At 68.2% G+C, this 23,311-nt stretch carries 23 protein-coding genes and 1 tRNA gene; 19 read left to right on the forward strand and 5 right to left on the reverse strand.

The window, feature by feature from the left end; all coding sequences use genetic code 11:
- Positions 1-10: 10 nt before the first annotated feature.
- Positions 11-1,204 (reverse strand): acyl-CoA dehydrogenase family protein, encoded by a 1,194-nt coding sequence (locus ON41_RS04055; RefSeq protein ID WP_040745252.1) that lies wholly within the window; start codon positions 1,202-1,204, stop codon positions 11-13.
- Between the two features lie 176 nt (positions 1,205-1,380).
- On the opposite strand from ON41_RS04055, the gene ON41_RS04060 reads away from it, so the two are divergent.
- From ON41_RS04060 to ON41_RS04115, 12 genes are all read left to right on the forward strand, one after another.
- A complete protein-coding gene (locus ON41_RS04060; RefSeq protein WP_040745253.1) occupies positions 1,381-1,569 on the forward strand; it encodes a ferredoxin in 189 nt (62 codons plus the stop codon).
- A 44-nt stretch (positions 1,570-1,613) separates the two neighbouring features.
- Positions 1,614-2,519: a 3-oxoacyl-ACP reductase gene (locus ON41_RS04065; protein ID WP_040745255.1), complete on the forward strand. Its 906-nt coding sequence runs from the start codon at positions 1,614-1,616 to the stop codon at positions 2,517-2,519.
- Between the two features lie 280 nt (positions 2,520-2,799).
- On the forward strand, positions 2,800-3,564 hold the full coding sequence (locus ON41_RS04070) for an MlaE family ABC transporter permease (RefSeq protein WP_040745257.1): 765 nt from the start codon (positions 2,800-2,802) through the stop codon (positions 3,562-3,564).
- Between the two features lie 4 nt (positions 3,565-3,568).
- A complete protein-coding gene (locus ON41_RS04075; RefSeq protein ID WP_040745259.1) occupies positions 3,569-4,420 on the forward strand; it encodes an MlaE family ABC transporter permease in 852 nt (283 codons plus the stop codon).
- A 5-nt stretch (positions 4,421-4,425) separates the two neighbouring features.
- Positions 4,426-5,643: an MCE family protein gene (locus ON41_RS04080; protein WP_051160947.1), complete on the forward strand. Its 1,218-nt coding sequence runs from the start codon at positions 4,426-4,428 to the stop codon at positions 5,641-5,643.
- A gap of 50 nt (positions 5,644-5,693) precedes the next feature.
- Entirely contained in the window at positions 5,694-6,671 is a 978-nt protein-coding gene (locus ON41_RS04085; protein ID WP_051160957.1) for an MCE family protein, read from the forward strand.
- On the forward strand, positions 6,668-7,723 hold the full coding sequence (locus ON41_RS04090; protein ID WP_040745261.1) for an MCE family protein: 1,056 nt from the start codon (positions 6,668-6,670) through the stop codon (positions 7,721-7,723). Before ON41_RS04085 ends, ON41_RS04090 begins: the two co-directional genes overlap by 4 nt.
- Positions 7,720-8,973 (forward strand): MCE family protein, encoded by a 1,254-nt coding sequence (locus ON41_RS04095; protein WP_040745262.1) that lies wholly within the window; start codon positions 7,720-7,722, stop codon positions 8,971-8,973. The genes ON41_RS04090 and ON41_RS04095 overlap by 4 nt, the downstream gene beginning before the upstream one ends.
- Before the next feature lie 182 nt (positions 8,974-9,155).
- The gene (locus ON41_RS04100; RefSeq protein ID WP_051160958.1) at positions 9,156-10,343 is read left to right on the forward strand and encodes an MCE family protein; all 1,188 of its coding nucleotides are present in this window, start codon (positions 9,156-9,158) and stop codon (positions 10,341-10,343) included.
- The gene (locus ON41_RS04105) at positions 10,340-11,761 is read left to right on the forward strand and encodes an MCE family protein (RefSeq protein ID WP_040745263.1); all 1,422 of its coding nucleotides are present in this window, start codon (positions 10,340-10,342) and stop codon (positions 11,759-11,761) included. The genes ON41_RS04100 and ON41_RS04105 overlap by 4 nt, the downstream gene beginning before the upstream one ends.
- The gene (locus ON41_RS39990; RefSeq protein WP_051160948.1) at positions 11,758-12,816 is read left to right on the forward strand and encodes an Rv1363c family protein; all 1,059 of its coding nucleotides are present in this window, start codon (positions 11,758-11,760) and stop codon (positions 12,814-12,816) included. The genes ON41_RS04105 and ON41_RS39990 overlap by 4 nt, the downstream gene beginning before the upstream one ends.
- Entirely contained in the window at positions 12,813-13,301 is a 489-nt protein-coding gene (locus tag ON41_RS04115; protein ID WP_040745264.1) for an Rv1363c family protein, read from the forward strand. Before ON41_RS39990 ends, ON41_RS04115 begins: the two co-directional genes overlap by 4 nt.
- Before the next feature lie 56 nt (positions 13,302-13,357).
- Here the strand turns inward: ON41_RS04115 and ON41_RS04120 are convergent, their stop codons facing one another.
- Together ON41_RS04120 and ON41_RS42220 are read right to left on the reverse strand one after the other, a co-directional pair.
- Entirely contained in the window at positions 13,358-14,830 is a 1,473-nt protein-coding gene (locus ON41_RS04120; RefSeq protein WP_040745336.1) for an alpha,alpha-trehalose-phosphate synthase (UDP-forming), read from the reverse strand.
- A gap of 134 nt (positions 14,831-14,964) precedes the next feature.
- Positions 14,965-15,132: a hypothetical protein gene (locus tag ON41_RS42220; RefSeq protein ID WP_169336467.1), complete on the reverse strand. Its 168-nt coding sequence runs from the start codon at positions 15,130-15,132 to the stop codon at positions 14,965-14,967.
- 165 nt (positions 15,133-15,297) lie between these two features.
- Between ON41_RS42220 and ON41_RS04125 the strand changes: the two genes are divergently transcribed.
- From ON41_RS04125 to ON41_RS04145, 5 genes are all read left to right on the forward strand, one after another.
- Positions 15,298-16,137: an alpha/beta fold hydrolase gene (locus ON41_RS04125; protein ID WP_040745265.1), complete on the forward strand. Its 840-nt coding sequence runs from the start codon at positions 15,298-15,300 to the stop codon at positions 16,135-16,137.
- Between the two features lie 106 nt (positions 16,138-16,243).
- Positions 16,244-16,486 carry an MbtH family protein gene (locus ON41_RS04130; protein ID WP_019931522.1) on the forward strand — a complete coding sequence of 81 codons (243 nt, stop codon included), beginning with the start codon at positions 16,244-16,246 and terminating at the stop codon, positions 16,484-16,486.
- 160 nt (positions 16,487-16,646) lie between these two features.
- A tRNA-Thr gene (locus ON41_RS04135) sits at positions 16,647-16,718 on the forward strand.
- A 132-nt stretch (positions 16,719-16,850) separates the two neighbouring features.
- Positions 16,851-17,588 (forward strand): response regulator transcription factor, encoded by a 738-nt coding sequence (locus tag ON41_RS04140; protein ID WP_083905116.1) that lies wholly within the window; start codon positions 16,851-16,853, stop codon positions 17,586-17,588.
- Complete coding sequence (locus tag ON41_RS04145; protein ID WP_051160949.1) at positions 17,585-19,060, forward strand: sensor histidine kinase; 1,476 nt, start codon at positions 17,585-17,587, stop codon at positions 19,058-19,060. The genes ON41_RS04140 and ON41_RS04145 overlap by 4 nt, the downstream gene beginning before the upstream one ends.
- Here ON41_RS04145 and ON41_RS04150 read toward each other — a convergent pair.
- A complete protein-coding gene (locus tag ON41_RS04150; RefSeq protein WP_040745267.1) occupies positions 19,036-19,461 on the reverse strand; it encodes an HIT family protein in 426 nt (141 codons plus the stop codon). The two genes, ON41_RS04145 and ON41_RS04150, sit on opposite strands and share 25 nt — an antisense overlap.
- 107 nt (positions 19,462-19,568) lie before the next feature.
- On the opposite strand from ON41_RS04150, the gene purD reads away from it, so the two are divergent.
- The gene (gene purD, locus ON41_RS04155) at positions 19,569-20,846 is read left to right on the forward strand and encodes a phosphoribosylamine--glycine ligase (RefSeq protein WP_040745268.1); all 1,278 of its coding nucleotides are present in this window, start codon (positions 19,569-19,571) and stop codon (positions 20,844-20,846) included.
- 81 nt (positions 20,847-20,927) lie between these two features.
- Here purD and ON41_RS04160 read toward each other — a convergent pair whose 3' ends face one another.
- Positions 20,928-21,926: a M23 family metallopeptidase gene (locus ON41_RS04160; protein ID WP_040745271.1), complete on the reverse strand. Its 999-nt coding sequence runs from the start codon at positions 21,924-21,926 to the stop codon at positions 20,928-20,930.
- A gap of 127 nt (positions 21,927-22,053) precedes the next feature.
- Between ON41_RS04160 and ON41_RS04165 the strand changes: the two genes are divergently transcribed.
- Positions 22,054-23,214: a pyridoxal phosphate-dependent aminotransferase gene (locus ON41_RS04165; RefSeq protein WP_040745340.1), complete on the forward strand. Its 1,161-nt coding sequence runs from the start codon at positions 22,054-22,056 to the stop codon at positions 23,212-23,214.
- Positions 23,215-23,311: the final 97 nt, after the last annotated feature.

Consider the following 23,311-nt stretch of genomic DNA (forward strand, 5'->3'; position numbering starts at 1 on the left):
GCTTTCGTTCTCAGCGCGCCGCGGCCGGCTGCTTCAGGGCGGTCATGGCGATGATGTCGCGCTGCACCTCGTTGGTGCCGCCGCCGAAGGTCAGGATCAGGCAGGCGCGGTGCATGCGCTCGAGCCGCCCGCGCAGTACGGAGCCGGGGGAGTCCTGGCGCAGGTAGCCCTGCGGTCCGAGCACCTCCATGAGCAGCCGGTAGGCCTCGGTGGCCAGTTCGGTGCCGAGCACCTTGCAGGTGGAGGCGTCCCACGGCCGCGGCGCGGCGTCGCCGCCCGCATCCGCGCCCGAGGCGATCTCCCAGTTCAGCAACTTGAGGAATTCGACCTTCGCGTGCACGCGCGCGAGGTTCAACTGCACCCATTCGCTGTCGGCGACCCGCGCGCCGTTGGAATCCTTGGTGTCGCGGGCCCACTCGGCGGTCTGGTTCAGCGCCAGTTGCAGCGGCGCGGCCGAGGTGAGCGCCACCCGCTCGTGGTTGAGCTGGTTGGTGACCAGCGACCAGCCGCCGTTCTCGGGGCCGACCATGGCCGAATGCGGCACCCGCACATCCTGGTAGTAGGTGGCGCTGGTGTCCGGTCCGGCCATTGTGTGCACCGGCGTCCAGGAGAAGCCCTCGGCCGTGGTCGGCAGGATGAACATCGAGATGCCCTTGTGCTTCTTGGCGCTCGGATCGGTGCGCGCGGCCAGCCACACGTAGTCGGCGTACTGGATGAGGCTGGTCCACATCTTCTGGCCGTTGATGACCCAGTCGTCGCCGTCGCGCACCGCGCTGGTGCGCAGCGAGGCCAGGTCGGTCCCGGCGCCCGGTTCCGAGTAGCCGATGGAGAAGTGCAGCTCACCGGCGGCGATCTTGGGCAGGAAGAACTTCTTCTGCTCCTCGGTGCCGTAGTGCATGATCGTCGGCGCCACCGAGTTGATGGTCAGGAACGGCACCGGGGCGCCCGCGACGGCGGCCTCGTCGGTGAAGATCAGCTGATCCATCGTGGAGCGGTCCTGCCCGCCGAACTCCTTCGGCCAGCCCAGCGCGAGCCAGCCGTCGCGGCCCATCTCCTGCACGACCTCGCGGTAGACGTTGCCGTGGCCGTATTCGCCCGTCGTCGCGGACAGGGCGGCCCGCCGTTCCGGGGTGATCAGCTTGGCGAAGTACTCGCGCAACTCGGCGCGTAGCTCTTCCTGCTGCGGGGTATACGCAATCCGCATGGAGGGGCACCTCATAACTTGTTCGATAGCCGGTCGGTATGGCGCCGGGCGGTTCTTCCGATCATTGCATATCGACTGAAACATGTTCCAGTATGGAGCCTAGATCCGGTCGCTTCCGCCGCGGCGTCCGGGGACGGGTTGTAGGCTCGGCGAAATTCGCGGCAAAGGAGTTGGCAATGAAGCTGAGTGTGGACTTCGACCAGTGCGAGGCGAACGGCATCTGCGTCGGAATCGCGCCCGACGTGTTCGATCTCGACGACGAGGACAATCTGCACCTGGCGGTGACCGACATTCCCGCCGATCGGCTGGCCGATGTCGAGACCGCCGTCGCGCAGTGCCCGAAGGCGGCGCTGAAACTTCAGTGAACTGATGCTTGCCGTGAACTGGAACACGTTCTAGAGTTCGCGGCGTGGGTGTAAGTGAACTGAGTCTGTCCGGCCGAGTGGCGATTGTGACCGGAGCCGGTGCCGGACTGGGACGGGCCGAGGCGCTCGCCTTGGCGAGTGCCGGTGCCGCGGTGGTGGTCAACGACCTGGCGGAGAGCGACGCGGTGGCGGCGACCCTCGCCGATATCCGGGCGCTCGGCGCCAAGGCCGAATTCGTGGCGGGCAGCATTGCCGAGCGGGCGACCGCGGACGCGCTGATCCGCACCGCGGACGAGGCGTTCGGCAGCGTGGACATCGTGGTCAACAACGCCGGCATCACCCGCGATCGCATGCTGTTCAACATGTCCGACGAGGACTGGGACGCGGTGCTCGCGGTGCATCTGCGCGGACACTTCCTGCTGTCGCGCAACGCCGGCGCGTACTGGCGCGGCAAGTCCAAGGAAGCGGGCGAGCCGGTGTACGGCCGCCTGATCAATACTTCCTCCGAGGCCGGTCTGCTCGGCCCGGAGGGTCAGGCCAACTACGCCGCCGCCAAGGCCGGCATCACCGCGCTGACCCTGTCGGCGAGCCGCGGCCTCGCGCGCTACGGCGTGCGGGCCAACGCGATCTGCCCCCGGGCGCGCACGGCGATGACCGAGAAGGTGTTCTCCGACGCCCCCGAGGGTGAGGTGGACCCGCTGTCGCCCGATCATGTGGCCCGGCTGGTCGCCTACCTGGCCGCTCCGGCCGCCGAGGCGATCAGCGGACAGGTCTTCGTGGTCTACGGACCGATGGTGGCCCTGATGGCCGCTCCCGAGGTGGAGCAGCGTTTCGACGCCGACGGTGCGGAATGGACTTCGGACGCGCTGGCCGACACACTCGGAAACTACTTCTCCGAACGATCTTCCGGGCGTACGTTTTCGGCATCAGCGCTGCACGATCTCGGCTGAGCCGCCAACTGGTGGCAGCTGCCATCGTTGGTGGTTGATCAGTGGTCCGGCAGTTGGTAGACATGGACCTCGGATGGTGTGCCGCGCCTCACAAAGGATGCTTGTACGCCGTATGAACAAGTTCTAACTCTTGATGACGGTTCGAGAGAAAAGGGCAGTTCAAATCTGAAAATGCTGCCCTGAATTCAAGTGAACATGTTCTAATCTTCGGGACGGTTGGGCTGCGTGCCGGCTCCGTCATCGGCAGTTTGCGCAAGGCACGGCAAGGAGGAATCGCGGAATGAACCAGGTTCTTGCCGTGCCGATGCAAGCGGTCGGCGGGTTCTTCGAACTCGTCGCCGCCGTCGCACGAGCCCTGGTCAAGCCCCCCTTTCAGCGTCGGGAGTTCGTCGACCAGTCCTGGTTCGTCGCCCGCGTCTCGATCGTCCCGACCCTGCTGGTCGCCATCCCGTTCACGGTGCTGGTGAGCTTCACGCTCAACATTCTGCTGCGCGAGATCGGCGCGGCCGACCTGTCCGGCGCGGGCGCCGCGTTCGGCGCGGTCACCCAGGTCGGGCCGATCGTCACCGTGCTGATCGTGGCCGGTGCGGGCGCCACGGCGATCTGCGCGGACCTGGGCGCGCGCACCATCCGGGAGGAGATCGACGCCATGCGGGTGCTCGGCATCGATCCCGTCCATCGGTTGGTGGTGCCGCGCGTGCTGGCCTCGATGTTCGTCGCCGCGCTGCTCAACGGCCTGGTGTGCACGATCGGCATCGTCGGCGGCTTCCTGTTCTCGGTGTTCCTGCAAGGGGTGAACCCCGGCGCCTTCGTCAACGGGATCACGCTGCTGACGCACCTGCCCGAACTGGTCATCTCCGAGGTGAAGGCGACCATGTTCGGCCTGATCGCCGGACTGGTGGCCTGCTACCTCGGGCTGAACGTCCGGGGCGGTCCCAAGAGCGTCGGTGACGCGGTCAACCAGACGGTGGTGTTCTCCTTCATGGCCCTGTTCGTGGTGAATGTCGTCGTCACCGCCGTCGGCATCAAGTTCACGGTGCGGTGACGGCATGGCCTTTGTGATCCAATCTCGCTTCCCGCGTACTGTTCGACGGGTGCGGAGGTTGTCCGACTCGCTCGACAACATCGGGCGGCATGCACTCTTCTACGCGCAGTCGATGGCAGCGGTGCCCCGGGCACTGACGCACTACCGCACGGAGACGATCCGGCTCATCGCCGAGATCAGCATGGGCACCGGTGCGCTGGCGGTGATCGGCGGCACGGTGGTGATCGTCGGATTCCTGACGCTGTTCGCCGGCGGCACCATCGCGGTCCAGGGCTACAGTTCGCTGGGCAATATCGGCGTCGAGGCGCTGACCGGATTCTTCGCGGCATTCATCAACGTTCGCATTGCGGCGCCGGTGATCTCGGGTATCGGTCTGGCGGCCACCATCGGCGCCGGCGCGACCGCGCAGCTGGGCGCGATGCGCGTCGCCGAGGAGATCGACGCCCTGGAATCCATGGCCATCCGGCCGGTGCCTTTCCTGGTCGGCACCCGGGTGCTGGCGGGAATGATCGCGATCGTGCCGCTGTACGCGCTGGCGGTCATCGCCTCGTTCGTGGCGAGCCGGTTCGCGACCGTGGTCATCTACGGGCAGTCGGCGGGCGTGTACGACCATTACTTCTCGACGTTCCTGATTCCCAGTGACATTCTCTGGTCGTTCGTGCAGGCGATCTTCATGGCCCTCGCGGTCATGCTGATCCACACCTATTACGGCTATCACGCTTCGGGCGGTCCGGTCGGCGTCGGAATCGCGGTCGGTAACGCGGTGCGCGCCTCACTGGTCGCGGTTGTGACGGTGACCCTGCTGGTCTCGCTGGCCATCTACGGCACCACCGGCAATTTCCATCTCTCCGGGTAGGCGGTATGGCGGCAAACAAACTCGTCGAAAAAGACGGCGCCGGAAAGATATTCGGCGCCGGGTGGGGTGTGAAACTAGCCGGGCTGGCCTTCGTGCTGAGCATCGTGGCCGTCGTCGCGGTGGCGCTGACGATGTTCGCCGGCGGTTTCGACGACACCGAGGCGATCTACGTCGACGCACCCCGCGCGGGGCTCGTTCTCGATCCCGACGCGAAGGTCAAGATCCGGGGCGTGGAAATCGGGCGGGTCTCGACGATCACCTATACCGGCAGCAGCGCCCGGATGAAGCTGGATGTCGATCCGGAACAGCTGAAGCTGGTACCCGCCAATGTGGGCGCGGATATCCGGTCCACCACGGTATTCGGCGCGAAGTACGTGAATTTCGAGGTGCCCGATCAGCCCGCGAAGGACCACCTGCGGCCGGGCGCGACCCTGGCCGCACAGGCGGTGACGGTCGAGTTCAACACGCTGTTCCAGCATCTCACCGACGTGCTGGCCAAGGTCCAGCCGGAGAAGCTGAACGCCACCCTCACGGCGCTGGGTACCGCGCTGGAGGGTCGCGGCGACAAACTGGGGCAATTGCTGGCCGACAGCGATACGTTCCTGCGCGATATCAATCCGAGCCTCCCGGACCTGCAGCGCGATCTGCAATCCAGCACCGGCGTGACCAATCTGTACGCCGACACCGTGCCGGATCTGTTGCGCACCACCGACAATGCGACGGTCACCGGCGGGACGATCGTCGACGAGGAGCACAATTTCGATTCGATGCTCGTGAATCTCATCGGCCTGGCCGATACCACCCGGCCCATCCTGACCGACAACGAGCAGTCGCTGGTCACGGCGCTGGATCTGTTGCGGCCCACCACCGATCTGCTCTACGAATACCGCTCGGGGCTGAATTGCGTGGTGGAGGGAATCGGCGGCGACGTCCCCCTCATGAACCACATCTTCGGCGGGAGCGGCGCGGGCGTGCTGCTGAACGCGGGATTCATGCCCGGCGGCGAGCCGTACCAGTACCCGAAGGATCTGCCCAAGGTGAACGCCACCGGTGGCCCGCACTGCGAGAACATCAAGGACCGCAAGCCCGGAAGCCATTCCGACTATCTGGTCACCGATACCTCGGAGGGTGAGGTCTGGACCCCCGAGCTGAATTCACACATCAACGGCCCGAGGGTCTTTCAGCTGATGTTCGCCGGAATGCCGGGGGTGCCCAACCCGTGAGGTTCAAACCACATGCCGCGACCGTGAAGCTGAGCATCTTCACGCTGGTGATGGTGCTCGTACTGGCCCTGCTCGGGGTGATCTTCAGCCAGATGCGCTTCTCCCGCGAGACGGGTTATCACGCGATATTCACCACCTCGTCGGGAATGCTGCCGGGATCGAAGGTGCGCATCGCCGGTGTGCCCGTGGGTTCGGTGAAGCGGGTGTACGTCGGCAAGGACCACCTCGCGCACGTCGATTTCGATGTCGACAGCAAGTACCGGCTCTACACCAGCACCCAGGCGGCGGTCCGCTACGAGAATCTCGTCGGCGACCGCTACCTGGAGCTGCTGGAAGGGCCGGGCACCACCGAGGCGCTGTCGAAGAACGACACCATCGGCGCCGACAAGACCAAGCCCGCTCTCGACCTGGACCTGCTGCTCGGCGGTTTCAAACCGCTGCTGCGCGGCCTGGACCCGGGCCAGGTGAACGACCTGACCGCGGCGCTGCTGCAGGTGTTCCAGGGGCAGGGCGGCGCGCTGGTCTCGCTGCTGAACAGCTCCGGCTCCTTCGCCAAGACCCTGGCGGACCGGGATGCCCTGATCGGCAGCGTGATCGAGAACCTGAAGACGGTCCTGGCCACCATCGACGATCGCGGCAAGGAATTCGACACCACGCTCACCGAGTTGCAGCGGCTGGTCAGCGGGCTCGCCGCGGACAAGGACCCGATCGGCGCGGCGCTGCCGCGGCTGGCGGGCGCGACGGGTGACCTCACCAACCTGCTGCAGGAGGCCCGCCCCGATCTGAAGCAGACCTTCGGGCAACTCGGCCAGCTGTCGCAGAACCTCGACGACAAGTCCGGCGACCTGCAGTCGATCTTCGATCAGCTGCCGGATACCTACAAGAAGCTCGTCCGGGTCGGGTCCTACGGTTCGTTCCTGAACATGTACGTCTGCGGCGTGACGATGCTCGCCGACGGTCCCGACGGTAAGCCGATGGAAGTGCACCTGCCGGGCAATCAGTCGACCGGAAGGTGTGCGAACGAGTGAACGGAAACCGGTTACTGTCGATCGGCATCGTCGGCGTCGTCCTGGCCGCCACGATCTCGTTGTCCGCGTTGCAATTCGACCGACTACCCTTCATTCGCAGCGGCGCCGACTTCAGCGCCTTCTTCGCCGACGCCGGCGGCCTGCTACCCGGTGATCAGGTCCAGGTGGCCGGGGTGCGGTCCGGGAAGGTCGAGAAGGTCGAGCTGGACGGCGCGAAGGTGCGGGTGCGGTTCAGCCTCGACGAGTCGATCGTGCTGGGGCGCAAGACGACCGCGGCCATCAAGACCAATACCGTGCTGGGCCGCAAATCGCTCGAGGTCGACCCGCAGGGCGACGGGGCGATTCGCGGCGACGATCCGATTCCGTTGGAGCGCACCCGATCTCCGTATTCGCTCAACGACGCGCTGGGCGATCTCACCAAGACCGTGCAGGGCCTGGACCTCGATCAGGTCAACACCACCCTGGACACGCTGTCGCAGACCTTCGCCGACACCCCCGCGCCGCTGCGGGCGGCCCTGGACGGCGTCAGCGCCCTGTCGCGCAGCCTGAACGCCCGCGACCAGGCGCTCACCGATCTGCTCGCGCACGCCCAGAACGTCACCAAGGTCCTGGCCGACCGCGCCGACCAGATCAACGCGCTGCTGCTCGACGGCAACGACCTGCTCGGCGAGTTGGACGCCCGCCGCTCGGCGCTCAGCCAGCTGATCGTGTACGTCAACGGCCTGGCCCAGCAGCTCACCGGATTCGTCGGCGACAACGAGGCGCAGCTGAAACCCGCTCTGGACAAACTGAATTCGGTGCTGGGGCTGTTGCAGCGCAACAAGGACAACCTGGGCCAGGCGCTCGATCAGCTCGGCCCGTACGCGGCGGCGCTCGGCGAGCAGGTCGGCAGCGGCCCGTACTTCCAGTCGTACCTGGCCAACCTCACCAGCCCGACGATGCGACCGCTGATCGACGCGCTGGTGTGGCCGCAACGCCTCCCGCAGTCGTTCCAGGAGTATCTCAACGCTCCGCCGTCCACCAGCCCCGCTGAACAGGACCCACCGAGATGACACCACTGCGCAAGATCTCCAAGGTGCCACGCTGGGCGCGGTACGTCGCCGCGGCACTGGTCGTGGTGCTGGCCGGCTGGGTCGTCTACGGCGCGGTCACCAATATCGGCAAGACCCACATCACCGCGTACTTCCCGTCGACGAACGGCCTGTACGCCAATGACGACGTCCGCGTGCTGGGCGTCAAGGTCGGCAAGATCAATTCGATCGAGCCCGGCCGGGACCGGGTGAAGGTCACCATGACCGTCGACCGCGGCGTGGACATCCCGGCGGACGCCAAGGCCATCGCGGTCTCACCCTCGCTGGTGTCGGCGCGGTTCGTGCAGCTGGCCCCCGTCTACACCGGCGGCCCGAAGATGCACGACGACAGCGAGATTCCGATCGAGCACACCGCGGTCCCGGTGGAGTGGGACGACATCAAGACCGAGCTGACCAAGCTGTCGCAGGCGCTGGGCCCGGTGGGCGAGGACAAGCAGGGCTCCTTCGGGCGGGCCGTGGACACCTTCGCGAACAACCTCGGCAACGGCAACGCCCAGGCGCTGCGCGACACCCTGCGGGATCTGTCCAGCACGCTGAGCACCCTCTCGGACGGCCGGACCGATCTGTTCGGCACCATTCGCAACCTGCAGCAGTTCGTCGACGTGCTGTCCCGCAGCAACGACCAGATCGTGCAGTTCGGCGGGCGGCTGGCGTCGGTGTCGTCGGTGCTGGCCGGGGTCTCCTCGGATCTCGGTGCGGGACTGGACAATCTGGATTCGGCGATCGCGGACGTCAAACGGTTCCTGGACGAGCGCGGCGGCGCGCTCACCGAGAGCGTGCAGCGCCTGCAGGACGTCACCCAGCTGCTGGCCGACAAGCGCCCCCAGCTCGAGCGGGTCCTGCACGCGGGCCCGACCGGCCTGGTGAACTTCTACCAGATCTACAAGCCCGCCCAGGGTTCGCTGGCGGGCAACGTGACCGGCACCAACTTCGCCAACCCGGTCGAGTTCCTGTGCGGCGCGGTCGAAGGCATCGGGGCCAACGACTCCGACAAGTCCGGGAACCTGTGCCGCCAGTATCTGGCCCCGGTCCTGAACACCCTGATCACGAATTATCCACCGCTGATAGCGAATCCGGCCTCGCTGCAGACCGTCTTCCCGCAGCAGCTGATCTACAGCACGCCGGAACTCGCCGAGCGCGCGCCCGTCGCCCCGCCCGTCACCGTCCCGAGCGGCATTGCGGGCCTGGCCGTTCCCGGAGGTGGGCGATGAGAATGCGCCGGATGCTGTGTTGGATGGCGCCGCCTCCGGCGTCGCGTGTTCGTGGCCTCTTGGCCCCGGGCCTTCCCTCCTCCGCTCCAGCCGCTGGGCGGCCTCCGCTCCGTCAGTCCAGGCCCGGGGCGGCCACGAACCTGCGGCGGACGCGGGTGGCAGCGTTGGTGCTCGGGCTCGCGATGGCTCTGGGTTTGACCGGCTGCCAATGGGACGGGCTCAACACGTTGCCCATGCCCGGCGCGGCCGGGACCGGGGAGGGGGCGTGGAAGGTTCGGATTCAGATGCCGAATGTCACTACGCTGACCCGCAATTCGCCGGTCAAGGTCGATGACGTGACGGTCGGGACGGTGACCGGTATCGATGTCGAGGGCTGGCACGCGCTGGTCACGGTCAGCCTGAACAAAGAGGTGCGGCTGCCCGCGAACGCGATCGCGCGGATCGGGCAGACCAGCCTGCTGGGCAGTAATCACGTCGAGCTGGCGGCGCCGGAAGGCGTTGCGGCACAGGGACAATTGCACGACGGGGATCTCATCCCGCTCGACCGCGCGGGGGCCTATCCGACGACCGAGCAGACGCTGTCGTCGCTGTCGGTGGTGCTCAACGGTGGCGGAATCTCGCAGCTGGAGACCATCACTCACGAACTGAACGCGACGTTCAGCGGCCGCCAGGACGCCATCCGCGACCTGCTGCCGCAGCTGAACCAGCTGACCACCACCCTCGACCAGCAAACCGGCGACATCATCGGCGCGATGGAGGGACTCGACCGGTTCGGCGGGCAGCTCGCGCAGCAGAAGGACCGGCTGGGCAACGCCATCGAGCAGATCCATCCGGCGCTGACGGTGCTCGCCGACCGGCGCGAGAACATCACCAAAGCCATTACCTCCCTGGGTGATCTGAGCGAGGTCGTGCAGCGGATCATCGCCCAGGGCGGCGACAACCTGAAGGCCGAACTGGCCGATCTCTGGCCGACCCTGGAATCGCTGGCCAGCACCGGCGACCGGCTCGCGGATTCGCTGCAGTTGCTGCTGACGTTCCCGTTCCCGATCAAGGGCATCAACAAGGCCGTCAAGGGCGACTACATGAACCTGTTCGTCACCTACGACCTCACCGGCAAGCGGCTGGATTCGAACTTCCTCACCGGAACACCGCTCGGCGGCCGGTTCGGTGGCGTGCAGGCGGTCTACGGCGTGGAGGCCGCACTCGGCACCATCGCCGGAACCGCCGGAGAGAAGGGCGATCCCGTGCAGGGCCCGCTGCAGCCGCCCCCGGCCCAGCCGGCCATTCCGGGGCTGCCGGCGATCCCGGGCCTGCCCGCCATACCCGGGCTGACGGTTCCCGGTGCGCCGCAAGGAGGTCCGGGGCAGTGAAGCTCACCAAGTTCGTTCGGACGCAGCTGGTCATCTTCGGGGTGCTGACGGTCGTCGGCCTGCTCGTGATGGCCGGAAGCTACGTGCACCTGCCCGCGATGTTCGGGATCGGGCGCTACGAGGTGACCGTGAAACTGGCGGCCACCGGCGGGCTCTACCCGACCGCCAACGTCGCCTACCGGGGCACCAATGTCGGCAAGGTGAACGAGGTCCGGCTCACGCCCGACGGCGTGGACGCGGTGCTGTCGGTCGACAGCGACTACAAGGTGCCCTCCGATGTGGACGCCTGGATCCGGAGCGTCTCCGCGATCGGCGAGCAGTACGTCGACCTGGTGCCCGCGCAGTCCCCGCGCGGCGGCAATCTCGGTGACGGATCGGTGATTCCGGTGCAGCGCACCAAACTTCCGCAGGATGTCGGTGCCATGCTCGATCAGGCCGACCGGCTGCTGAACAGCATCTCCGACACCAAGCTGCGGGAGGTCATCGACGACGCCTTCACCGCGTTCAACGGCGCGGGTCCGGATCTGCAGAAGTTCATCGACTCGGCCTCGCTGCTGGTGCAGGAGGCAAAGGCGAACACCGGCGAGACGAAGGATCTGCTGGCGAAGCTCGGACCGCTGCTGGACACCCAGAACGAGTCCGACGCCTCCGTCCGGGCGTGGACCCAGAACCTGGCCACCGTGACCGACCAACTGCGCGAACACGATCCGGCGCTGCGCGGGCTGATCGAGAAGACCCCGTCGGCGGCGCAGAAGGTGAGTTCGACCTTCCAGGACCTGAAGCCGACGCTGCCGCTGCTGCTGTCGAATCTGGTCAGCGTCGGGCAGGTCGGGGTCACCTACCACGCCGGGCTGGAGCAGATCCTCGTCGTGCTGCCGCCGATGATCTCGGCGCTGTTCACCGCGGCGAAGACAGGTCCGATGAAGTACGGCGCGATGGTCGACTTCATGCTCGGGCTCAACGATCCGCCGGGCTGCCTCACCGGCTTCCTGCCGCCGGATCAGCGGCGTTCGCCCAACGACTTCTCCGTTCCGGACACCCCGGAGCTGTACTGCAAGGTCGCGCAGGACGCCAAGGAGGCCGTGCGCGGCATCCGCAACTACCCGTGCGCCGAGGTGCCGGGTAAGCGGGCGCCGACGCCGGAGCTGTGCCGCGATCCCGAGGGCTACGTGCCGGAGGGCAACAATCCGCCGTTCCCGGCGCAGCCCGCTCCCGCGGCCGCCGGGGAGCCGCCCGCCGCGGGTCCGGCCCCGGCCTCCGATACCCATCCTGCCTCCGTCACCAGGTCCTACGACCCCGGAAGCGGAACCTTCGTCGGACCCGACGGACGCACCTACAAACAGGGCGACGTGGGTGCCAACGGTTCGGGAACGGTACCGTCGAGCTGGCAGTCGATGCTCGAGGAGCAGCAACAATGAGCGAAAACACAGGCAACGCCGGTCGGGCCCGCCGTCGCGTCGTGCGATCGGCCGGTCCGCCCGCCGACGCCCCCGCGAAGGACGCCCCGGCCCCCGAGGCCGCCGCGGACGACGCGGCGACCGTCGAGGCTGCCACCGACTCCGCCGCGACCGTGAAGCCGGCCGCCGCGGACGAGGCGACCACCGAGGCCGTCGCGGATGACGCGGCGACCGTGAAGCACGCCGCGGCCACCGTCAAGGCCGCCGCGGACGACGACGCGACCGTCAAGACCTCCGTAGCCGAGACCTCCGCTGACGAGGCGACGGTCAAGACCGGCGTAGTCGACGCGACGTCCGCGGACGACGAGACGACAGTCAAGACCTCCGTGGCCGAGACGTCCGCTGACGAGGCGACGGTGAAGACCGCCGTGGTCGACGCGACGCCCGCGGACGACGAGAAGACGGTCAAGACCTCCGTGGCCGAGACGTCCGCTGACGAGGCGACGGTGAAGACCGGCGTAGCCGACGCGACTCCCGCGGACGCGACCGATGCCTCCGAGGAGGCGGGCGGGACGCGGGCCGGGCGGCTGGGGTGGCTGGGCTGGGCCGCGGCGGTGGTAGCTGTGCTGTCGGCGCTGGTTCTGCTCGGGTCCGGTGGGTTCTTCTTCTATCACCAGCACCAGGCGAACGCGCTGGATACGCGCCGGACCGAATACACGCAGACCGCCAAGCAGGCCGTGCTCAACCTGACCAACATCAAGGGCGACACCGCCCCGCAGGACATCGATCGCGTCCTGTCCGTGGCCTCCGGGCAGCTGAAGGCCGAGTACACCGAGCGCAAGGACGCCTACGCCCAGGTCGTGCAGCAGGCGCAGGTCAAGGCCAGCGGCGAGATCATCGAGACCGCCATCGACAGCGAGGACGACCACTCCGCGCGGGTGCTCGTCGCCGCCAAGCAGACCCTCACCAATGCCGCGTCACCCGATCCGCAGCAGCGGTACTACCGCTTCCGGGTCACGGTCGACCGTGGTGACGACGGGCATCTGACCGCCTCGCAAGTGGAGTTCGTGGCATGAAAACCAATCTGCGCCCCATCCTGTTCGCTTGTGCGGCAGTCCTTCTCGTGGCCGCCGTCGTCGCGGGCGGACTCACCGGCTTCAAGTACTGGTCCGACAGCCAGGCCGAATCGGCCCGCACCGATTCGGTCGCCGCGGCGCGGCGCACGGTGCAGTCGATGTTCAGCTACGACTTCCACACCGTCGACACCGAACTGCCCAAGGTGGGCGACAGCCTCACCCCGGCCTTTCGCAAGGACTTCCTGAAGCTGGTCAACGAGGTGATCGCCAAGGGCGCCAAGGAGAAGGAACTCACCGTCCAGGCCAATACCCAGGCCTCCGGCGTGGTGTCCGCCGAGCGCGAACACGCGGTCGTGCTGCTGTACCTGAACCAGGTCACCACCAGCAAGGACGCCCCGCAGGGCAATGTGACCCCCAGCCGCGTCCGGGTGAGCTTGGACAAGGAGGACGGCCACTGGCTCGTCGGCCAGGTCAACCCGATCTGAGCACCCGAACGAGCGGGCGCCGACGGTTGGCTGTGCGAGCGGGCTGACGGAATAGCTCAGCGCGAGGGATCCACGTCGTGTTCGCCGAGCAGGGCGCTGCCGGCCACGCGGTCCTGAGCGAGGGCCTCCAGGAAAGCCCGAGCCCACCGGTCCACATCGTGGGTGAGCACCTGCCGGCGCAGGGCCCGCATGCGGCGGCGCCGGGTGTCGGGCTCGTCGTCGAGGGCCGCGGTGATCGCGTCCTTGACGCTGTCGAGGTCGTGCGGATTGCACAGATAGGCCTGGCGCAATTCCGCTGCGGCGCCGGTGAATTCGCTGAGCACCAGCGCGCCGTTGAGGCCGCTGTGGCAGGCCACGTACTCCTTGGCCACCAGATTCATCCCGTCGCGCAGCGGCGTCACCAGCATGGCGTCGGCGGCGACGAAGAACGCGGCCAGTTCCTCGCGGGGGATCGGCCGGTGCAGGTAGTGCACCACCGGGAAACCGACCCGCGAGAACTCGCCGTTGATCCGGCCCACCTGGCGTTCGATATCGCCGCGCATCTGGATGTAGCTCTCGACGCGCTCGCGGCTCGGCGTGGCCAGCTGCACCATCACCGTCTCCCGCGGGTCGATGCGGCCCTCGCGGAGTAACTCCTCCAGCGCCTCCAGGCGGATATCGATGCCCTTGGTGTAGTCGAGCCGGTCGACGCCGAGCAGGATGTGCTTGGCATTGCCGAGTTCCGAACGGATCTGGGCGGCGCGGTCGCGCACCGACCGCTTGCGCGACAGCTCGTCGAGTTCGGCCGAGGCGATCGAGATCGGGAACGCGCCCACCCGCACCGTACGGAAACCCACCTGCACCACACCCATTTTCGAGCGCACGCCGATGGTGCCGCGCGAAGTCGGTTGTCCGGCAAGCCTTCTCGCCAGATACAGGAAGTTCTGCGCGCCGCCGGGGAGGTGGAATCCGATCAGGTCGGCGCCGAGCAGGCCCTCCACGATCTCGGTGCGCCAGGGCAGCTGCATGAACAGCTCGACCGGCGGGAAGGGGATGTGCAGGAAGAAGCCGATGGTGAGGTCCGGCCGCAGCATTCGCAGCATCTTCGGGACCAGCTGCAGCTGGTAGTCCTGCACCCAGACGGTGGCGCCCTCGGCGGCCACCTTGGCGGTGTATTCGGCGAAACGCCGGTTGACGTTGACGTAGGCCGACCACCAGCGGCGGTGGTACTCGGGGCGCACGATCACGTCGTGGTAGAGCGGCCAGAGCGTGCCGTTGGAGAAGCCCTCGTAGTAGTCGGCGACCTCATCGGCCGTCAGCGGCACCGGATGCAGCTCCAGGCCGTCCTCGACGATCGGCTCGACATCGACGTCCGGCACCCCTGCCCAGCCCACCCAGGCGCCGTTGTTGCTGCGGAGCACCGGCTCCAGCGCGGTCACCAGCCCGCCCGGGCTGCGTTTCCAGCGCGTGGAGCCGTCGGGTAGTCGCTCCAGGTCCACCGGCAGCCGGTTGGCGACGACGACGAATCCGGAACCGGCGCCGCCGCCCAGATAGCTCGATGGCGTGAACTCGGCATCCGGTAGAGCGTGCTGGCGCACATCGGTCTGGGATTCGCTCTTGTGGTCCACTACTGGATCCTCCGGTTGCTCGAGCCCGTGAAGTTGTGTCGTGGAAGTTCCGGCGGCTATTCGCTCCGGGTGCTGGGTGCGATTCCGAGCATCGACAGCAGCATCCGGCATTCGTCGGCGTCGGTGGCGTATGCGGCCACGACGCGCTGGGCCTGCCGTGCGGTCTCGTCGGCGAGCGGCTCCAGATCGTCGTCCGCGATGTCGTTGGCGCCCTTCGCGGCCATCATCGTGTCCTCTCGGCTCGGGGTCGTGTCAGGTCGTGAGATGTCAATGGTATCGGGCCTACGTATCCGCGCATTCCACGTGGGCCGGTGGCGAAACGCTCGACGCGCGGATACCTATACCGTGGGGAGTGGAGTACGAAACACGGAAAGAAGGGTCCCAGCATCATGCCGTTGGCCACGGTGAACGGAATCTCGCTGAACTACCAGGTGAAGGGGGACAGGGCCAAGGGCACCGACATCAAGGGCGCCGCACCGCTGATCGTGCTGATCATGGGCACCGGGAGTCCGGGCCGGGTGTGGGAGCTGCATCAGGTGCCCGCATTGCTCGCGGCCGGCTACCGGGTGTGCACGTTCGACAATCGGGGCATCGCGCCGTCGAGTGAATCCGCGCACGGCATCGTCATCGACGACATGGTCAAGGACACCGCCGGTCTGATCGAACTGCTCGACGAGGGCCCGGCCCTGGTCGCGGGTACCTCGATGGGCGCGCGGGTGGCGCAGGAGCTGGCGCTGGCCCGCCCGGACCTGGTGCGCAAGGCCGTCTTCATGGCCGGGCACGGACGCCTCGACCAGTTCCAGAAGACGCTGTCGCTGGGCGAGCACGAACTCGACGCGAGCGGCACGAAGCTGCCGGCCAAGTACGACGCCGCGCTCACCGCCGTGATGAACCTGTCCCCGGCCACCATGGCCGATCCGAACTCCGCCCGCGACTGGCTGGATCTGTTCGAATTCACCGGCGGTCCCGTATCGCCCGGGATTCGCGCGCAGCGTCGCATGGATCACGACTTCGACCGCCTGCAGGCGTACCGCGGAATCAAGGTGCCCTGCCTGGCCGTCGGATTCGCCGACGATCGGATGATTCCGGCATACCTCACCCGCGAGGTCGCCGACGTCATCCCCGGCGCTCGCTACCAGGAGATTCCCGATGCCGGGCACTACGGCTACCTGGAGCGGCCCGAGGCGGTCAACAAGGTTCTGCTCGACTTCTTCGGTGGTGCGAGGTAACCGACCAACCGTAACGTCGGCCTTGCTAGGGTCGACACATCGCTCGGGGGGTTTTCGAATCCCCGCGCGTTCCCCCGTACACAGCGCACGTATCCAGTGAGGTGAAATGAGCACCAACCCGTTCGACGACGAGGACGGCCGGTTCTTCGTTCTGGTCAACGACGAGGAGCAGCATTCCCTGTGGCCGGCCTTCGCCGAGGTTCCGGCCGGATGGCGAGTGGTTTTCGGCGAGGACAGCCGCGCTGCCTGCGTCGAATACGTCGAGAAGAACTGGACCGATATGCGGCCCAAGAGCCTGCGTGACGCGATGGCCGCCGACGACGCGGCCCGGCAGGCCGCCCAGTCCTGATCCGCGGTACCCGAGAGATACTGCGCACGGACGGCTACGACGCGGCGGCTGCGTGATCCCCGTTTCCGGGATTCCGCAGTCGCCGTGGCCGAGCCCGTGCGCGGATGATCCCAACTTTTCGGTGCGACCGCCGATCCCGGCTATGATGACACCGTTTTCCGCCTCCTTAGCTCAGTGGTAGAGCACCGCTCTTGTAAAGCGAAGGTCGTCGGTTCAATCCCGACAGGGGGCTCGGCCCCACACGAACGGCCCCGGATCTGCTCCGGGGCCGTTCGCATGTTCTCGGGCAGTGCGCGGGGCGTTCCCAGGAAACTCCCAGCGGAGGCACAGCGTGCTCGGCGGCCGGGGGAGCACTATGGGCGTTATGAATGGTCAGCCTGCCGAACGGACGCCGGAGGCCCGGGTGCTGGTGGTCGACGACGAACCGATGATCGTCGAGCTGCTCACCGTGAGCCTGCGGTATCAGGGATTCGAGGTCGCGTCCGCGGCGAACGGGGCCGAGGGGCTGGACCGGGCCCGCGCCTTCCGCCCGGACGCGTTGATCGTCGACGTCATGATGCCGGGTATGGACGGATTCGGCCTGCTGCGGCGGCTGCGCGCCGACGGTATCGATGCTCCCGTCCTGTTCCTCACCGCCCGCGACGAGGTGGAGGACAAGATCACCGGCCTCACGCTGGGCGCCGACGACTACGTCACCAAGCCCTTCAGCCTCGAGGAGGTGGTGGCGCGGTTGCGGGTGATCCTGCGCCGCTCCGGTCACACGGTGGAGGAACGGAAGTCCTCGCGCCTGCGGTTCGAGGACATCGAACTCGACGACGACACCCACGAGGTGTGGAAGGCGGGCGAACCGGTCGCCCTGTCGCCGACCGAGTTCACCCTGCTGCGGTACTTCATGGTGAACGCGGGCACGGTGCTCAGCAAGCCGCGGATCCTGGATCACGTGTGGCGCTACGACTTCGGCGGCGAGGTCGGCGTGGTCGAAACCTACGTCTCCTACCTGCGCAAGAAGGTCGACACCGGGCCGGACCGGCTGATCCACACGCTGCGCGGAGTCGGCTACGTCATGCGCGCGCCCAGTCGCAGCAAGTCGTCGGTGAAATGAGCCAGGGGCCGGGCGCCACCGTGCGCCGAGCCCTTTCGCATCGACTGGCGGCGGTCCCGCTGCGGGTCACGCTGGTCGTGGCGCTGGTGCTGCTGGCCGGACTGGGGCTGCTGGTCTCGGGCGTCGCGGTCACCTCGGCGATGCGTAATGTCCTGATGGACAAGGTGGATCGGCAACTGGTCGAGGCCTCCCGCACCTGGGCCGCGCCGGACGCGCCGCCGCCGGAACGGCTGCCGATGCGGCCGGGGCGCGAGCGGCCGCCGGCCCTGTTCTATGTGCGGATCCAGGGTTCGGACGGGAATCAGCGGCTGGCGCTGAACTCCGGATCCTCGGTGCCCGACCTGCCCGCCGATCTCACGGGGCGACCGCGGACCGTCGGATCCGTGGACGATCCGGAGGACCGCTGGCGCGCCGTGCGGGTGGTGTCGCTCGACGGCACCAGCGTGGTCGCGCTGCGGCTGGATCAGACCGAGAACATCATCGACCGGCTGATCGGGTTGCAGGTGGTGGTCGGGGCGATCGTGCTGGCGGTGCTGGCGGTGGTGGCGTACTTCGTGATCCGGCGCAGCCTGCGCCCGCTGCGGGCGGTGGAGACGACCGCCGCCGCCATCGCGGGCGGCGATCTGCATCGGCGAGTTCCCGTGCGCGGCACCGATACCGAGGTCGATCGGCTGTCGCAGTCGCTGAACGGCATGCTCTCGCAGATCCAGCACGCCTTCGCCGCCACCGAGGCCTCGGAGGAGTCGGCCCGGCGGTCGGAGGCCAACATGCGGCGGTTCGTCGCCGACGCCAGCCACGAGCTGCGCACGCCGCTCACCACGATCAAGGGCTTCGCCGAGCTGTATCGGCAAGGGGCGCTTGCGGATCCGGCGCTGTTCATGGATCGGATCGAACGCGAATCGAATCGGATGAGCCTGCTGGTGGAGGATCTGCTGATGCTGGCCCGGCTGGACGCGCAGCGCCCGCTGGACCGCCGTCCCGTCGATCTGCTCGCCCTGGCCAGCGATGCCGTGCACAGCGCCCGCGCGGTCGACGCCGCGCAACGCCCGGAGGGGCCGAGCCGCGTCATCGATCTCGAAATACGTTCCGGTGCAGGCACATTGGAGATCTCCGGGGACGAGGCGAGACTGCGGCAGGTGCTGTCCAATCTGGTGAACAACGCGCTCGTGCACACCCCGCCGGAGGCTGCGGTGGCGGTGCGACTGACCCCCGCCGCCGACGAGGTGATGCTCGAGGTCGCCGACACCGGGCCCGGCCTGCCCGACGATCAGGCCGGTCGGATCTTCGAGCGCTTCTATCGCACGGACGCCTCGCGCAGCCGTGACAGCGGCGGCACCGGGCTGGGGCTGTCCATCGTCCAGGCGCTGGTGGCCGCCCACGGCGGCACCGTCGAGGTGCGCACCGCCATGGGGGAGGGCACCACCTTCACCGTCCGGCTGCCGCGCGCTCAGTCCGGGACGTTGGCGCCGTAGCCGAGATCGCGCAGGGCCTGTTTGATCTTGGCCTGGGCCTCGTCCAGGGACTCCGGGGTCGGTTCCGGATCGGCCTGGGAGATGTTGAAATCGCCGAGTTCGAAGGCGGGGAACACGTGCACGTGCAGGTGCGGCACCTCCAGCCCGGCGATGAGCAGGCCCGCGCGCGGCGCCTCCCACGCGGCGCGCACGGCCCGCCCGATCTTCTGCGCCACGCCGTTGAGCCGCGCGAAGGTGTCCGGATCGACGTCCTGCCACTGGTCGATCTCCTTGCGAGGCACGACGAGCGTATGCCCCTGGGTGACCGGTGCGATGGTGAGGAACCCGACGAACTCGTCGTCCTCCCACACGAACCGTCCGGGGATCCGGCCGTCGATGATCGCGCTGAATACAGAAGCCATGAATCGAGTCTATTGAGGAATTTCCCGGATCCCCGGACGGGGCGGGCAGGGGGTTGTCCGGTCGATACCCGCAGGACGGTGGAAGGACGTCACCTAAGCTGTGTCGGGTGCGAGTACTCGTCATCGGTTCCGGAGCCCGTGAACACGCCCTCGTGCTGGCCCTGCGGCGGGACCCGGGGGTGAGTGCCGTCGCGGCCGCGCCGGGCAACCCGGGCATGGCGCCGCACGCGGAGATTCGCGCCGTCGACCCGTGCAGTGCGGAGGCGGTGGTCGCGCTGGCTCGCGACCTCGAGGCGGATCTCGTGGTCATCGGGCCCGAGGTGCCGCTGGTCCTGGGCATCGCCGACGCGGTGCGCGCGGCGGGGATCGCCTGCTTCGGGCCGTCGGCCGCCGCGGCCCGGATCGAGGGCTCGAAGGCGTTCGCCAAGGATGTGATGTCGGCGGCCGGGGTGCTCACCGCCCACAGCGAGGTGGTCGACCATCCGGGCGAACTGGACGCCGCGCTCGACCGGTTCGGTCCCACCTGGGTGGTGAAGGACGACGGCCTCGCCGCCGGCAAGGGCGTGGTAGTCACCTCCGACCGGCTGGCCGCCCGCGACCACGGCGCCGAACTGCTGGAGCAGGGTCATCCGGTGCTGCTGGAATCGTTCCTCGACGGGCCCGAGGTCTCGCTGTTCTGTCTCGTCGACGGCGAGACCGTGGTGCCGCTACTACCCGCGCAGGATCACAAGCGGGTCGGCAACGGCGACACCGGCCCCAACACCGGCGGCATGGGCGCGTACACCCCGCTGCCGTGGCTGCCCGCCGAGCGGGTCACCGAGATCGTCGACGATGTCGTGAAACCCGTTGCGGCGGAGATGGTCCGGCGCGGCGTGCCGTTCTCCGGCCTGCTCTACGCCGGGCTGGCGATCGGCCAGGCCGGGCCCGCTGTCGTCGAATTCAACTGCCGCTTCGGCGATCCCGAGACGCAGGCGGTGCTGGCGCTGCTGGACAGCCCGCTGGGCGCGCTGCTGTACGCCACGGCCACCGGCGCCCTCGCGCAATCCGAGGCGCCGCGCTGGATCGACGGCTCCGCGGTGACCGTGGTGCTGGCGGCGGAGAACTATCCCGGCCGCCCGCGCACCGGCGACGTCATCACCGGCACCGACGCCTCCGAGCCGAATACCGAAGTGCTGCATGCCGGTACGTCCCAGCGCGACGACGGCGCCCTGCTCTCCGCGGGCGGCCGAGTCCTCAATGTCGTAGCCACCGGCGCCGACCTCACCGAGGCCCGCGAACGCGCCTACCACCGCATCACCGGCATCAAACTCCCCGGCAGCCACTACCGCACCGACATAGCCCTGGCAGCGGTGGAGGACCGAATCTCCCTGCCCACCCGCGTGTAGGCCCACCATCCGCCCGGGCCAGCCCAAGACTTCCACGCGCGCCGCCCAACATTTTTCCGGCACGCTTTCGGCCGGAATCCACTACCCCAGCTGAATCCCGTGGAACGCCAACCAGGGCTGGGGGTCGACGTGCTGGCCGTTGATCAGGATCTCGAAGTGCAGGTGGGGGCCGGTGGAGTCGCCGCGGTTACCGACCCGGGCGATCTGCTGGCCGGTGCGTACGCGTTCGCCCACCGAGACGAAGAAGTCGTACATGTGGCCGTAGACGGAGATCGTGCCGTCGTCGTGGCGGATGCGCACCCACAACCCGAAGCCCTGGGCCGGCCCGGCGTCGATGACGGTGCCGTCGGTGACCGCGTAGATCGGTGAGCCGATCGGCGCGGCGATATCGATCCCGGCGTGGAAAGTGCCCCAGCGCTGGCCGAATCCGGAGGTGAACATCCCGCGCGCGGGGAGGACGAAACCACCGAGGCCCGGCAGGATGCCGCCCGGCAGCGAGGTGACCGTCCCGCCCAGCCAGGGCGCGGGCTGCCCGGAGACGGCGGCCGCCGCCTCGGCCTTGGCCCGTTCCAGGGTCGCGCGCGCCGCCGCGGCCACCACCTGCGATTCGCGGATGTGCTCGCCGTTGTTGATGGCGTTCAGATAGCGCTTGCTCGACTCCGGCGCCGACTGCACCTGGAGCGGGTACGCGACCGGAACGCGCTGCGTACTGCCCTGTGCCAGAGCCACATCGGTGGGACGCGGCGCGGTGGCGTCGGCGGCCGCGAACAGCGCCACCACGACCACCCCGGCCACGAGCACGCGATGCGTGATCAGCCAGCCGCGCAGGCGGGGCCACCGCTGCCGGAACTCCGCCCGCCAATCGGTATCCCGGATCGTCCGGACGGCCCAGCGCACATACGCCCACATCCGCGCGACCAGATCCCGCGCCCACGCCATCAGATCCCGGCCGCGGGCGATCAGATCCCGGACCTGACTCGCCCGGGAGGGCCGTTCCCGTCGCAGCGCCGAACGCCAGCCGGGGTGGAGCACCGTCCCACTCCCTGGCAAAACCTTCGCGCGGCGGGCCTGGTCAGGCATTCTGCCGACGATAACAGGACGATCGGGCCCGTGGCAGCCGGGCGGCGCTGTGCACAGCCAGGTCTCAGGTACGAATCCGGTGGGCATACCCGCGTTGCGGGTGCGCGCGGTGTTCTACGGTCGTCGGGTGCGCAGTGAATCCCGCCGGTCGAATGTCCCGACCTTCTTCGTCATGGACGTGTGGAAGGCGGCCGCCGAGCGCGCCCGCACCCACGGCGACGTGCTGGTGCTCGCCGCCGGGCAGCCGTCGACGCCCGCGCCCGCGCCGGTGCTGCGGGCCACGAAGGCGGCGCTGGACCACGAACTGCTCGGCTACACCGAGACATTCGGCGTCCTCCCGCTGCGCGAGGCGATCGCCGGCCACCACGCCCGCACCTACGGCGTCGACGTCGATCCCGACGACGTGGTCGTCACGACCGGCTCGTCGGGCGCGTTCACGCTGATCTTCCTGGCCGCCTTCGATATCGGCGACACCGTCGTGGTCGCCCGCCCCGGCTATCCGGCCTACCGGAACACGCTGGCCGCCCTGGGCTGCGAGGTGATCGAGCTGGACTGCGGCCCGCAGACCCGCTTCCAGCCGACGGTCGACATGCTCGAGGCGCTGCCGAAGCCGCCCGCCGGCCTGATCGTGGCCAGCCCGGCCAACCCGACCGGCACCATGATCGCCCCCGACGAACTCGCCGCGCTGGCGCGCTGGTGCGACGACCACGGGACCCTGCTGATCTCCGACGAGATCTACCACGGCATCGTCTACGCCGATACCGAACCGACCGCCTCGGCCTGGGAGACCTCGCGCGAGTCCGTCGTCATCGGCTCGGTGTCGAAGTACTTCTCGATGACGGGCTGGCGGCTGGGCTGGATGCTTGCGCCGGCGGGCCTGCGCCCGGCGCTGCAGCGGCTGGCCTCGAATATGACGGTCTGCCCGCCGGCCGTGTCCCAGTACGCGGCGGTGCACGCGTTCGGGCCCGAGGCCAAGGCCGAACTGGACGGTCACGTCCGCCGGTACGCGGACAACCGCCGGCTACTGCTGGAGGGCCTGCCCGCGCTGGGGATCACGAAATTGGCTCCGGCCGACGGGGCCTTCTACGCCTACGCGGATATCGGCCATCTCACCGACGACGCGAATCGGTGGTGCGCGGACTTGCTGGCGCACACGGGCGTGGCGATCGCCCCGGGCATCGATTTCGACACCGTCAACGGAAACCGCACGGTCCGTTTCTCATTCGCCGGGGCCACCGCCGACATCGAAGAGGCGCTGGTCCGGCTGGCGAAGTACCTGGACAAGTGAACAGCTACGCCGTCTGAGCAGCATCGATGTGCTAAGACTTTTCGGTCCCGGCCCCCTGGTGCGCTCGAATGGGGTAGAAAAGCGGTGGTTGTTTTTT

The sequence above is a fragment of the Nocardia transvalensis NBRC 15921 genome, from assembly GCF_000308875.1.
GTDB classification, from domain to species: domain Bacteria; phylum Actinomycetota; class Actinomycetes; order Mycobacteriales; family Mycobacteriaceae; genus Nocardia; species Nocardia transvalensis.